Below are 13094 nucleotides of genomic sequence, written 5' to 3'. Positions count from 1 at the left end.
CACGCGGCACGACCAGGCGCCGGAGTCCTCTCCGGACCGTTGTCGCGCGTACGACCGGCGCTCTTCCGAGCTTCTCGCACAATGTTCAGCAAGAAACCACCAACGAGCCGTGTCCGGCCCGGAGTGATTCGCCCACGCTATTACGGTGCCATCATGGCGATGGACCGGGTCGGAGATAATTCTTCCGTCCGCAGCGGAGAATACGTAAAAACAACCACGCCGGACACGGGTCCGGCACGACAATCCAACATCGACCGGCCCTCGCGACGCAGATCAGTCCGCCCCTGGTTCCCGGCGGTCTTTCTCGCTGTTTTCACCCTGACCGTCCTGCGCCTCTCCGGTGTCTCGATCCCGGATATCGCGGTCTTCTTCACCTACATCGCGCTGGGATTGACCTTTCCCGGCGTCCTGCTGATCCGATTCCTCTATCGCGATGCCCGATCCCTGACTGAGGAACTCGCCCTGGGGTTGGCGCTGGGTTACGTCCTCGAGGTGGCTGCATACATCGCGGCACGCGTGGCCGGCCTCCCCCTGCTCGTGCTGGCCTTTCCCGTCGGCACCTACCTGCTGTTCTTGGTGGTGCCCCGGCTGCGCGGACATTGGAGGAGCGCGCCCCGCCGGGGCATACCCCTGTGGTGGTCGTGGTCGATCACCCTGACGGTCGCCTACCAGGTCGCCTGGAGCCTGTTCGCCTTCTTCACCAAGAATCCCCTGACCTGGCCGGCGCTCGGGTCGTCGGCCACCGACACCTCGTTTCACCTGTCCCTGATCGGTGAGATCAAACACCACATGCCTCCGAAGGACCCCGCCGTCGCCGGAGAGCCGCTTTTCTACCACTGGTTCGTCCACGCGGAACTGGCCGCGACGAGTTGGGTGACGGGGGTGGAGCCTGTGGTCCTGCTGCTCCGCCTCGCCATGCTGCCCATGCTGGGCGCGCTCGTCGTACTGGTCGGCATGGTCGCCCGCCGCGTCATCGACTCATGGCCGGGCGCGTTCCTGGCCGTCCTGGGAGCGATGTTCATGGCAGCTCCCAGCCTTTATCTGGGCAAGAACGGCATATTCACATGGGGCGGGATTCCGGACGAGGCATGGGCCAGCCCGAGTCAAACGTTCGGGGCCGTCCTTTTCGCACCGGCCGCTCTTCTGCTCATCGACATCCTCGAAGGAGGGGTACGCCGCCGCAGCAACTGGCTGCTGCTCACGATCTTCCTCGTCGCGTTGACGGGTGCCAAGTCGACGTATCTTCCGCTGCTGACAGCGGGACTGATAGCGGTCGCCACTCTGGGAGCGGTCCGGAGCCGCCGTTTGCCGCGGACCCCGCTGATCGCACTGGGGATCACCCTGGCGTGTCTTGTCTGCGCGCAGGCCGTGCTGTACCGGGGCGCCCGTCAGGCGGTCAGCCTCTCCCCCCTCTCCATCACCACGAACCTCTGGCACGAGTTCACGGGACTGCCCGGCGGCCCGGCACCGGCAGCCGTGGCCGGTCTCACACTCGTGTACCTGCTGTGCTGGGTCACCGCCTGGTGCGGGATCGCGGGGCTGCTCACCCGGCCAGGCCTGCTGATGCGCCCCTCCGTCGTCATGATGATCGGCATGGGTGGCGCCGGTCTGGGTGCGGTCCTCCTGCTGGGGAACAGCCACCTCAACCAGCTCTACTTCCTGCGAGCGGTGTATCCCTACATGGCCATCGTTTCGGTGTACGGGCTCGTCGTCGCCGTCCGCCATACACGTGCCTCTCTCGTGATGACGGCTTGCGCCGCCGGCGCCGGAGCCGTCGCCGCCTGTCTCATCCCGCTGCTCTGCGGCATCGCGATCCCGCTGCACCCCGGTCAGCCGCCCGCGCTCCTGTACCTGCCCTACCTCGTGCTGCTGGCTCTCGTCACGCTGGCGGCGATCGCCCTGATCGTGAAGCGTGGCCGTGCGGGTGCCGCGCTCACGTTGTCGCTGGTCGCCGCTGTGGGCTTGCCCGCGGCGGCGCACGCGCGCGTCTTGGAGGCCCTGTCGAGGCTGTACCCGGCCGCCGGAGCCGGGCCGGAGAATACGGCGGGGCCGATGACGGCGACGGCCCTCCCCCAAGGCGCGCTGACCGCCGGACGATGGCTTCGCGGCCATTCAGGGGTGGACGATCTCGTCGCCACGAACGGGCATTTCCGCTGGAGCAGCTCGAAATGTCACGATTCCCGCCAATTCTGGGTGAGTGCTCTGACCGAGCGGCGCGTACTGGTCGAGGGATGGGCGTACAGCAGCAAGAACTGGGAGCGGGTGCAGCCGGGTCAGGCTCCGGAGTGCGCGCATTTCTGGGACAGCGCGCGACTCGGGGCCAACGACGCCGCGTTCGCCGCCCCCAGCCGGGAATCCGTCCAGCGACTGCGGAGCGTCTACGGGGTCCGGTGGCTCTTCGCCGACGAGCGGCATGCCGGACGCATCGCGGACTACGCGACCGAACGCTTCCGTTCCGGCGACTTCGCCGTGTACGAGATCCCGGAGCGGTGACGCTGCCGAACGGAAGGAGGGGCACCGCCCTGCGGGTGTCCCTCCTGTCCTCTATCCATCATGAACCGTTCGCCGGGTTCGGTGTGGGCCGCGCGCCGGCCAGGCGTGAAAACATCGCCCCTGCGCGGCGACGCCGCCCTGCGCGTCAGACCCTCACTCCTCTGGTCAGCTCCTCGTAGAGCTCCTCGAACCATTCCGACGTCGTGACCATGTCCAAGCCGTCCCCATCGGCCAGGGCTCCGGCCCGCAGCTCACGATGGGTCCGCGGCTCCATCGCCTGGATCACGGCGCCGGCGAGGGCGCCGGGCGATCCCGGCTCGGTGAGGATGCCGTTCCGCCCCGACGTGACCAGGTCCGGCAGTCCGCCGACCCGGGTGGAGACCACGGGCACCCCCGCCGCGAGCGCCTCCATCACCACGACGGGCAGCCCCTCATGGTGGGAGCTGAGGACGAGAAGGTCGGCTGCCGCGATCAGCCTCCTGGCTCCGGATACCCGCCCGAGGACGCGCACCTGCCCGGTGAGGCGCCGCTCCCGCACGTCGCGAACGACCGCGTCCCGCAGCGGCCCTTCCCCCGCGAGCAGGAAAACGGCGTCCGGGCGGGCACGAACCACTTCGGAGGCCGCCTGGACGAGCATGCGATGGTTCTTCTCAGGGCGGAAGTTGGCGATGGTGACGCACAGGAAGGCGCTCTCGGGCACGTCGAACTCGCGCCGCACGCCGGCCGCCCGTGCGGCCCACTCCCGCTGGTCCCCCACGTCGACCCCGTGAATCCGGGTCAGCAGACGACGGCAACCCGCGACGGCGCGAGAGCGCGCCACCGTCGGCGACACGGCGACGGTACGGTCGTCCAGCAGACTCCGGGTGAGCCGGTCGAGGAACATCGTCTTGCGCCATCGCACGCCGTGAACCGTCGACACGAGGACGGACCTGCGCCTGGTGAGCCGCACGAACGGGCGGAGCACGATGCCGGGCGCCGGAGAATGCACGTTCAGCACATCCGGCGCGATCCGCCGGACCAGTGCGGCAAGCCTGGCGTAGACCAGCGCCCGTGGGCACGAACTGAGATCTACGACCGTCACTCCGGCCGAGCGCAGGCGCTCGATGAGCTCACCGGTCGACGCCCGCAGGCAGATCACCGTGTAGTCCACAGCGCTGTCCACGATCCGCCTCCGGGCCGTCACCAACCGCTCGACGAGCAACACTTCGGCGCCCCCGGGATCGAGGGTCTTCACGACCTCGCACACCCGGAGACGGGTCGTGCCCGGGCCGGCCGGCACCGGCACGTCAGTGTGGCCGCAGCCGAAATTGGAATGACAGTCCATGTGCTCCGCCTACCGATTCTTTATCCGCGCCATTCGGAATCGCGGGTTTGAAATGCCCGCGGATCGCGCTTCGCCGACTCGGCGAGCGCACCGGGGATATCTGAAAAGGAAATCATCGGGACGGGCACAGGCAAGCGAAACACGGCCCCTTTGGACTCTCCTTTCCCGCACATCGAGCCGCCTGTCCGAATGCGGCCCGCAATGGCGATCAACACCGCGAGCAGCCACGATGTCCGTCTCGCCCGAGGCGACGGCCGATCGATCATGGCCGGGTACCGAAATCGGAAACTCTTCCCCGTCACGGTGAGCGCACCGATGCGGAGATCCGCGCGCCGGTTAGTTTCTCGGGCGTGAGGCAGGCCTATCAGCGAGGGACCCTATGAAGCCGGACAGCCGGATTCGCGTCATGGAAATCATTGCCCGCATGAATGTGGGCGGCCCCGCCACGCAGGTTCTGGGACTGTCGAAGGGTCTGAACTCCGAGGAGTTCGACCACCGGCTCTACATCGGCCACGTCGGGGACGCCGAGGGCGACCATCTGCGCCTGCGTGACGCCTCCGTGCCGGTGCACCGCGTGCGGGGCCTCGGCCGGTCGATCAGCCCGGCGAACGACGTGCGCGCCCTTTTCCGGCTGGTCCGTGCCATGCGCGAGTTCCGGCCGCACATCGTGCACACTCGCACGGCCAAGGCGGGCGCGCTCGGCCGGACGGCGGCGCGCCTGTCGGGGGTGGGGGCGGCGAAGGTCCACGTGTTCCACGGGCACCTGCTGCACGGCTACTTCTCCCCCGCCAAGCTACGCCTCTACATACGGACGGAGCGGGCGCTCGCGTCGATGTCGGACCGGCTGGTGACCGTCGGAGCCCAGGTCCGCGACGAGTTGCTGGCCGCCGGTATCGGGCGGCGGGAGCAGTACGTCGTCATCCCGCCCGGCGTGCGGCTGGGCCCGGTGCCCGCCAGGGAGGCGGCCCGGGCCGAGCTGGGGCTCCCCCAGGACGCGCCGGTGGTCGCCTACGTCGGGCGGCTCACCCGGATCAAACGGCCCGACCGCTTCCTCGAGGTGGCGGACGCGGTCCTTCGCCGCATACCCGGTTGCCGGTTCGTCGTCTGCGGCGACGGCGAGCTGAGGCAGGAGCTGGAGCACGGGATCGGCTTCGCCCCGAACTCCTTCCACCTGCTCGGATGGCGGAAGGACGTCGAGACGGTCTACTCCGCCGCCGACGTGGTGCTGATGACCGCCGACAACGAGGGCACCCCGCTGACACTGGTGGAAGCAGGCATGGCCGGAACACCCGCGGTCTCCACCCGCGTCGGCAGCATCGCCGAGATCGTGCGCGACGGCCACACAGGACTCCTCGCCGCCACCGACGCTGCCGAACTCGCCGAGCACGTCGTGCGGCTGCTCTCGGACACCGAACTGTCCCGCCGGATGGGCGAGGCGGCCCGCGAGTGGACGACCGGCACGTTCGGCGTCGAACGCCTCGTCTCGAACACAGAAGCCCTTTACCGATCACTTCGCGGCGCCTAGCGGCACCGCCTTGTCTGAAAAGAGCAACACATGAGGATCCTTGTGACGGGCGGCGCCGGTTTCATCGGTGCGAATCTCTGTCGCGCGCTCACCACCCGGCCCGAGATCGAGAGCGTCACCGTGCTCGACGACCTGAGCACCGGCGACCGGCGCAATATCGAGGACGTAGGCGTGGAGCTGGTGACCGGGAGCATCCTGGACCGGGAACTGCTCGGCGATCTCGTCTCCCGGGCGGACACCGTCGTGCACCTCGCCGCGCGGCCCTCCGTGCCCAGGTCCCTGGCCGACCCGCTGGCGTCACACACGGCCAACGCGACGGGCACGCTCCACGTCCTGGAGGCGTGCCGGGCGACCCGGCCGCACCTGATCCTGGCGTCCTCGTCCTCCGTCTACGGCGACTGCACGGAACCGTACAAGCACGAGGACCTGCCCACGCGCCCGCTCAGCCCGTACGCCGCGAGCAAGCTCGCCACGGAGGCATACGCCGTGGCCTACGCGGCGAGCTTCGGCCTGCGGGTGCTGCCCTTCCGCTTCTTCAACGTGTACGGGCCCATGCAGTCGTCCGGCCACGCGTACGCGGCGGTCATCCCGGCGTTCGTGACCGCCGCGCTCGCCGGCGAACCGGTGCCGATCCACGGCGACGGCACCCAGGCACGGGACTTCACCTACGTCGGGACGGTCGCGGCGGTGCTCACCGAGGCGGCGGTCCGCGGGGTGGCGAGCGGCACCCCGGTGAACCTCGCGTTCGGGTCGCGGACCTCGCTGCTGTCCCTGAAGGACGCCCTCGGCGCGGTGCTCGGCCGCCATGTGGAGGCGACGTTCCTCCCTCCGCGCGCGGGTGACATCCGTGTGTCGCAGGCGTCTTCCCGGCGGCTTCTCGACCTGTTCCCCGGCGTGCGGGCGGTGCCGATGGACGAGGGGCTGCGCCAGACCGTGGAGTGGTTCGAGAAGACCTCCGGGCCGCACCGCTGACCTCGTCCCTTCTGCACACGCGTTTCGCACGCCGTCTTTCACATCTCAAGCACACGTCCCAGGAGGATTCGGTGACTAACGCACCAAGGCGGACCTACCTCATCACGGGTGGAAGCGGTTTCGTCGGCTCCCATCTGACCGACGCGTTGCTCGCCCGCGGCGACTCGGTCGTCGTGCTCGACGACCTGTCGACAGGCCGGCTCGCCAACCTCACCCCGCACCCGAACCTGCGTTTCGTGCAGGGATCGGTGCTGGACACCCTCATGGTCGACGAGCTCGTGCGCCAGTGCGACGTGGTCGTCCACCTCGCGGCGGCCGTCGGGGTCAAGCTGATTCTCAAAGAGCCGCTGCGCTCCTTCGTCACCAACATCCGCGGCACGGAGACCGTCATCGAGGCGGCCCACCGCTACCGGCGCAAGATCCTCGTGACGAGCACGAGTGAGATCTACGGCAAGAACGCCGGCGACGCGCTCACCGAGTCCGCCGACCGCATCCTCGGCAGCCCGGCGCTGGCCAAATGGTCCTACAGCACGGCGAAGGCCGTCGACGAGATCCTGGCCAACACCTACCACAAGGAGCGCGGCCTGCCGACGATCGTCGTGCGGCTGTTCAACACCGTCGGCCCCCGGCAGAGCCCCGCGTACGGCATGGTCATCCCCGCCCTCGTCCGGCAGGCGGTCACCGGGCAGCCTCTCACCGTGTACGGCGACGGCACCCAGACTCGGTGCTTCGCCCACGTCAAGGACGTGGTCGACGGGTTGGTGCGCCTGCTGGACCACGAGGGCGCGGTGGGCCGGACGTTCAACATCGGAGCGAGTCACGAGGTGAGCATCCTGGAGCTCGCCAAGCTCGTCATCGAGATGACGAAGAGCACGTCGGGCGTCGAGCTGGTCCCATACTCCGAGGCGTACGGGGAGGGCTTCGAGGACATGACGCGCCGTGTCCCCGACACGACCAGGCTGCGCGAGCTGACCGGATGGTCGCCGCGCCGGACGCTGGACGACATCCTGACGGAGACCATCGCCGAGGCCCGGGCGGAGCTGGCGGCTCCCCTGCGGTGAACAGCTCCACTGTCCTGGCCGCCGCGGTCTGCGGCTTTCTGCTGACCGCGGCGGCCACGCTCGTGCTGCGACGGGTAGCGCTGCGCTGGGGAATCGTGGACCGGCCCGGGGGGCACAAGTCGCATCGGCGGCCCACTCCCTACCTGGGCGGGGTCGCCATCGCGCTGGGCACCCTCGTCCCGCCGATCGCACTCGCCGGGCCGGCCGTCCGGCCGGTCGCCGGCATCCTCGTCGGCGCCCTGGCCATGGCCCTGCTCGGCCTGATCGACGATCTCATCCCGCTCCCCCCGCTCACGCGGTTGGCCGTTCAGGCGCTGGCGGCCGGCGTCGTCGTGGTGAGCGGAGTCGTGGCGCCGCTCACCGGCACCTGGCTGGACCTCCTGGCCACCCTGGTATGGATCGCCGTGGTCACCAACTCCTTCAACCTGCTCGACAACATGGACGGCGCTCTCGGCGCGGTCGCCGTGGTGGGCGCCGCGCTCCTCGCGGCGGCGGCCTTCGTGTCCGGGCAACCGGCGCTCGGGCTGCTCCTGACGGCCCTGTTTCTGTCCGTATTGGGGTTCCTGCCGTACAACTGGGCACCGGCGAAGATCTTCATGGGGGACGCCGGCTCGTTGTTCATCGGATTCGTCCTCGCCTGCTCGGCGGCCCTGCTGGTCACAGGCCGGGGCCCCGACACCGCGATCGCGGGCCTGCTCCTGCCGACCTTCGTCGCGACCGTCGACACGGGAGTCGTGGTGCTGTCGCGCACGAGGGCCGGGCGGTCGATCATGCAGGGCGGGACGGACCACCTGTCCCATCGGCTGCACAAACTCGGTCTCAGCAAGCGGCTCACCGCCCTGACGCTCGCCGCCCTCGCGGCCGTGACCGGGGTGCTGGACCTGCTGATGACACTGCGCTGGATCTCACCGCTCAGCGCGTCGCTCATCGGGCTGATGGCCGCCTCCGTTCTCATCGGCCTGCCGCAACGGGTGCGGGTCTACCCGTCGCTCCGCGCGCAGTCCTCTCACCTCGCCAGACGGAAATGACATGGATCTGCTCTATTACGTGCGACTCATCCGCAGGAACTGGCTGCTCCTGCTGCTCTCGCTGATCACCGGGGTGACGGCCGCGCTCGTCATCACCGCGAACACACCGCCCAAGTACGTCTCGACGATCTCCATGCTGGTCTCCGGGGACGACAGGGAGGGCAGCATCTCCGCCGCCCTCCAGGCCGGGGCCCTGTCGCAGCAGCGGGTGCAGTCCTACGCCACCCTGCTGACCAGTCGCCGGGTGGTCGGCCAGATCGCCCAGGGTGCGGACATCCCCAGCCTGCAGGAGAGCATCACGGCCGAGTCCATTCCCAGCACGTCGCTCCTGCGCGCCACCGTCACCGACACCGATCCGAGGCGCGCCGCCGTCCGGGCCAACGCCCTGGGGGCGGCCTTCTCCGCGCTGGTCGACCAGCTCGAGCGGCCCAGTCCCAAGAGCCGCGCCACGGTCCGGGTCTCCGTCGTGGACGCGGCGGAGGTCCCGAAAGTGCCGGTGTCTCCCAAGCCGCTGCTCAACGTGGCGTTGGGACTTCTGCTGGCGCTGTTCGCCGGCATCGGCACGCTGGTGCTGCGCGATCGGCTGGACACGACCATCAAGGCCCTGGAGACGCTACAGCAGGTCTCCAGGAGTGCGGTTCTCGGCATGATCGGCTTCGAGCGGGACGCGCGGCAGCACCCGCTGATCGTCCGTAGCGACGGACGATCGTCACGGGCGGAGTCCTACCGGTCCCTGCGCACGAACCTGCAGTTCATCGAGGTGGACAGGCAGTTGAAGTCGCTGGTGGTGACCAGTTGCCTGCCAGCGGAGGGCAAGTCCTCCACTTCCGCCAACCTGGCGATCACGATGGCCCACGCCGGCTGGCGGGTGATCCTCATCGACGCCGACCTGCGCCGCCCTCGTCTCGCCACCTATCTCGGCATCGAAGGCGGCACCGGCCTCACCGACGTCCTCATCGAGCGGGCTCGGCTGCACGACGTCATACAGACGTGGGGGCAGCCGGCCCTGTCCGTCCTGCCCAGCGGCAGGATCCCGCCGAACCCCAGCGAGCTGCTCGGTTCACAGGGCATGCGCTCGGTGCTCGCCCAGCTCACCGAGGAGTACGACATGGTGATCATCGACGCGCCGCCGCTGTTGCCGGTCACCGACGCCGCGGCCCTGTCCGCGGTCTGCGACGGCGCCCTGCTCGTCGTACGGCACGGCAGGACGCGGCGCGAGCAGGTGGCACGCGCCGAGGAACTGCTGTCGTCGATCAACGCCCGTCTCGTCGGGACGGTCCTGAACTTCGTGCCGGCGAAGCGGGGCGACTACTACGAGTACCGCTACACCGGGACCGAGCAGGAGACGCCGAAGCTTCCCGAGCCGGTGGAGGCATGAGCGGGCGAGCCTGGCCCCGGTGCGACGGGGAGCGGGATGGCGGGGGTCAGCGCGCCGACCCGTGCCCGAGCAGGCGCAACGGAACGGCGAGCGCGTCCGCGATCCGGCGGGCCGCCTCCCGGTAGGCCCTGCGGGGGCCTCCGTAGGGGTCCGCGATGTCGGGCTGGTCCACCCGGACCAGCCCTCGCAGCGCGTGGGCCTCCTCCAGCAGGGCCCGTGCCCGGCAGGCAGGATGCCCGTTGCTCAGCACCGTCTCCGCAGGGACCGCACGGGCGAGCGCGCCGAACTCGACGATGGTGAACGCGCGCGCGGCCGCGACGGGATGCAGGGCCACCGCCGCGGCGCGGTGCTCGGACGAGGCCGCCAGCACGAGATCGGCGCCGGCCACCGCCTCGGCGGTGAGCGGGCGCGAGGCGAAGCCCTCGGGATCGCCGCCGAGCCGCAGCAGCACCCCGCACGCCCGCTCGGCCATCGGAAGTCCCGGCCTCGCGTGGGTGCCCGCGCTGCCCACGAGGATCGGCGAATCCGGCCCCAACGCGGCCAGGGCGAGCCGCTCGGCCATGGCCGACCTGCAGATGTTCCCTGTGCACACGAACAGGACGCGGAAGGTCCCTGCGTCCTCCGGCCTGCTGTCCCCGTTCGTCTCCTGCGCCGTGGTCTCCCCCGGATACTTACGTTCCATGGGCGGGACGCTAGGCGGCGCCCGGCGTGCCGCCGATCGCGGCACGCCGGGTTTTACGGATCCTGTCGATTCCCGTCGGCGCTCGTCAGGAGGAGCAGCCCCTGCTGTCGGCCGTCACCCTCGTCCGCTGCGGGCGGACGAGCGGCTGCACGGGGACCACGGGGGCCGCCGCCGAGTACGGCTCGAGCAGGTCGAACTCCAGCGTCCTCGACTGGCCGGGAGCGAACTCCAGGACCTTGGAGTAGACGGGATGGGACCGTTCGGTCTCCGCGTAGTACGAGATGGGCCGCCCGTCGAGCCGCACCGCCGTCGCCTTGGCGCCGACCCCGGCGTACAGCGACACCCACAGCAGGTTGGAGCCCGGGGCGTGCGGGTGCTCCGGGTCGTCGAGCCGGTCGGTCACGTACGTGGGCAGCCGGCCGTGCGGCGCGTCGTTGGTCAGCCGGATCCGCACCCGGGAGGAGCGCATTCCGTCCGGGCGGCACGGACCGAGTTCGTAGGTGAGCGATCGGTCCAGGTAGTAGTCGAGCTTGGTGCCGGCCGAGTTGTTCACCACGAGCCCGGCGTACGGCCCGCGCCGCTCGGGCAGCACCCCGCCGAGCGGGGTGGCCGCCAGACGGCGCTCCTCGTCCTCGACCCGGCTCCAGACCCGGAGCCGGCGCTCACTCACTATGCCTGAGAAGGCGGGCAACAGCCGCGTGGGCCGGTCCAGTGCGCCGGTCAGCGCCTCGCTGACCGCGCCCGCGATCCTGATCAGGTACTTCTTGCGCTCCACGGGGTCCGGGTAGCGGGCGTAGGCCTCGCGCTCCGTCAGATCGACGACGTTGCCGGCCGTCACCGTCTCACCGCCGGGCAGCTTCACCGGCCCGATGGCGCCCAGGATGTAGGAGAGGCCGACCGGGTCGGTCGCGATGGCCCCGTCCAGCTCCTGACCGGTCTGTCGGCGCCACAGCCCGGTCCAGGTGGCCGCGGCGTAGGGGAAGTGCGGGGACAGGTTGGACACCGACAGCGTCGTGGTCGCACCCCGCCCGTACCGCGAGACGAACCCCTGGCCGAGGTCGACGACGGGCTTCGCGCTCGCCGCCATGCCGGTGTTGGCCGACAGCCGCGCGACGGACACCCTGCCGCCGTCCGCCTTGAGGATGCCGAACGCGCCGACGAGGCCGCCGGTGCCGCGGGCCTCGGCGTTGGTCTCGAACGCGAGGAAGTAGCGGCGGGGACCGTCGCGGCCCAGCATGGGCGGCAGCAGCGCCGCGGCGTCCGCCCCCTGGTTCAGGAAGGCGCGCAGCCGGGCCGCCTCGCGAAGCACGGTGTGGCGTGCCGCGTCCAGGGCCGCCAGCCCGGTCGAGGCCGGGGTGCTCGCGACGCGCGACGTCGCGGCCTCCACGCGGACGCGCCGTCGCGCAGGACCGGCGCCATCACGTCGAGGGCGGCCAGAGCGCGCCGCAGATCTCCCGGCACCTTCGCGCTCGCGGACAGCAGCGGGGCGGCCGCGCGCTCCACCCGGGTCAGCACGTCGGTGACGTCCGCGACGGACGCGGCCAGCCCCCTGGCCGTCGCCGCACCGTCGCCCACCACGGGAAGGTGCGTGAGCAGCGCCCAGTAGGCACCGCCGGTCAGCCGCCGCGCCTCCGCCGCGTGAGCGCGTGCCTCCGCGAGCGTCGCGGCGGCGGAGCGGGCCGCCCCGATGTCGCCCGGCCTCAGCCGGAGCAGGGCGGCCCGCGTCGCCTCCAATTGGTCGCGCACGCTCAGCCCGAGGTGGGCCGCCCAGCCCCCGGCCAGCACGAGGCCGAGGGCCAGCGACGGCAGGCCGACGACGACCAGCCGGCGATTTCTCCTACTCGGCACCGCTCGACCGGCGACGTCGCGCGGAAAGGAGAGTGCAGCCCAGGGCGACGGCCAGCAGGCCCGCGCCCGCGGCGGCCACGCTCATCGGCGCACCCGTGAACGGCAGCTGCGGGCCTCCGGTCGGGCCGCCCGCGGCCTGCGCGGGACCGCCCCCGCCCGTGGTCTCCTCGGGGCCCATGCCCGCCGCCTCGTCCTCGAAGTCCTCCTCATCGGAGGTCTTCTCCTCTTCGGTCTCCTCCTCCGGCACTTCCTCTTCGGCTTCCTCCTCCGGCATCGCCTCGGGCGCGGCCTGCTGCACGGCGTTCTGCACCGGCGTGACCCCACCGTTGCCGCCCACACCGGCGGGTGCGACGACAGGCTGCGCGTTGCTGTTCGTGGTGTCGTTGTTGGTGTAGGCCTGCGGCCAGTTCCAGCCCTGCCAGTTGTTCTGCGGCCAGATCCAGCCGTTGTTGGGCTGCGTCACCTGGTTGTCGCTCACCACCGGCTCCGTCGGCGTCTGGACGTTCTCCACCACGACGGGCCTGGGCGGATAGACGCCGTCGCCCGACGGAAGGACGGTGAATCCGACAGACTGCGCCGCCGCAGCCCCGGGGATCCCGAGGGCCAGACCCCCGGCGACCGCCGCCGCCACAAAGATAGGTATTTTAGTTCGCGCCACGTGGACTCCCGATAATGGCCGCTCAATTTATTGAGCATTTGCCCTGATTGCCAGCGATATTTCGCTGCTCGACTGTTATATGCGCCCAGGGAAGACTCTCTCCATCACGGCGCACGGTGCTTACC

Annotated in this window: 11 protein-coding genes; 6 read left to right on the top strand and 5 right to left on the bottom strand. The window is 70.4% G+C overall.

Features of this window, described 5'->3' with window-relative positions; all coding sequences use genetic code 11:
* Positions 1-81: 81 nt before the first annotated feature.
* Positions 82-2493, top strand: a complete 2412-nt coding sequence (locus tag B1L11_RS14410; RefSeq protein ID WP_179155142.1) for a hypothetical protein — start codon at positions 82-84, stop codon at positions 2491-2493.
* Between the two features lie 145 nt (positions 2494-2638).
* On the opposite strand, the gene B1L11_RS14405 is transcribed toward B1L11_RS14410, so the two are convergent.
* Positions 2639-3772, bottom strand: a complete 1134-nt coding sequence (locus B1L11_RS14405; RefSeq protein WP_218671116.1) for a glycosyltransferase — start codon at positions 3770-3772, stop codon at positions 2639-2641.
* A gap of 469 nt (positions 3773-4241) precedes the next feature.
* Between B1L11_RS14405 and B1L11_RS14400 the strand changes: the two genes are divergently transcribed.
* The 5 genes from B1L11_RS14400 to B1L11_RS14380 all read left to right on the top strand — a co-directional run bounded on the left by B1L11_RS14400 (position 4242) and on the right by B1L11_RS14380 (position 9781).
* Positions 4242-5342, top strand: a complete 1101-nt coding sequence (locus tag B1L11_RS14400; RefSeq protein ID WP_256862532.1) for a glycosyltransferase — start codon at positions 4242-4244, stop codon at positions 5340-5342.
* 30 nt (positions 5343-5372) lie between these two features.
* Positions 5373-6314, top strand: a complete 942-nt coding sequence (locus B1L11_RS14395) for an NAD-dependent epimerase/dehydratase family protein (RefSeq protein ID WP_079314942.1) — start codon at positions 5373-5375, stop codon at positions 6312-6314.
* 71 nt (positions 6315-6385) lie between these two features.
* Positions 6386-7375, top strand: coding sequence for an NAD(P)-dependent oxidoreductase (locus B1L11_RS14390; protein WP_079314941.1), 990 nt, complete (start codon positions 6386-6388; stop codon positions 7373-7375).
* Complete coding sequence (locus tag B1L11_RS14385) at positions 7372-8403, top strand: glycosyltransferase family 4 protein (protein WP_179155140.1); 1032 nt, start codon at positions 7372-7374, stop codon at positions 8401-8403. Before B1L11_RS14390 ends, B1L11_RS14385 begins: the two co-directional genes overlap by 4 nt.
* A 1-nt stretch (position 8404) precedes the next feature.
* Positions 8405-9781, top strand: coding sequence for a polysaccharide biosynthesis tyrosine autokinase (locus tag B1L11_RS14380; RefSeq protein ID WP_079314939.1), 1377 nt, complete (start codon positions 8405-8407; stop codon positions 9779-9781).
* A gap of 46 nt (positions 9782-9827) precedes the next feature.
* Here B1L11_RS14380 and B1L11_RS14375 read toward each other — a convergent pair whose 3' ends face one another.
* The 4 genes from B1L11_RS14375 to B1L11_RS14360 all read right to left on the bottom strand — a co-directional run bounded on the left by B1L11_RS14375 (position 9828) and on the right by B1L11_RS14360 (position 12942).
* Positions 9828-10463: a hypothetical protein gene (locus B1L11_RS14375; RefSeq protein ID WP_079314938.1), complete on the bottom strand. Its 636-nt coding sequence runs from the start codon at positions 10461-10463 to the stop codon at positions 9828-9830.
* Between the two features lie 85 nt (positions 10464-10548).
* Positions 10549-11850: a DUF4012 domain-containing protein gene (locus B1L11_RS14370; protein ID WP_143737261.1), complete on the bottom strand. Its 1302-nt coding sequence runs from the start codon at positions 11848-11850 to the stop codon at positions 10549-10551.
* Positions 11736-12311 (bottom strand): hypothetical protein, encoded by a 576-nt coding sequence (locus B1L11_RS46815; RefSeq protein ID WP_179155139.1) that lies wholly within the window; start codon positions 12309-12311, stop codon positions 11736-11738. Before B1L11_RS46815 ends, B1L11_RS14370 begins: the two co-directional genes overlap by 115 nt.
* Positions 12301-12942 (bottom strand): hypothetical protein, encoded by a 642-nt coding sequence (locus B1L11_RS14360; RefSeq protein ID WP_079314935.1) that lies wholly within the window; start codon positions 12940-12942, stop codon positions 12301-12303. The genes B1L11_RS46815 and B1L11_RS14360 overlap by 11 nt, the downstream gene beginning before the upstream one ends.
* Positions 12943-13094: the final 152 nt, after the last annotated feature.

It is taken from the genome of Microbispora sp. GKU 823, assembly GCF_002027145.1.
Classification (GTDB): Bacteria; Actinomycetota; Actinomycetes; order Streptosporangiales; family Streptosporangiaceae; genus Microbispora; species Microbispora siamensis.
Note: the sequence above shows the minus strand (reverse complement) of the source record. Positions and strands in the feature narration are given on the sequence as shown.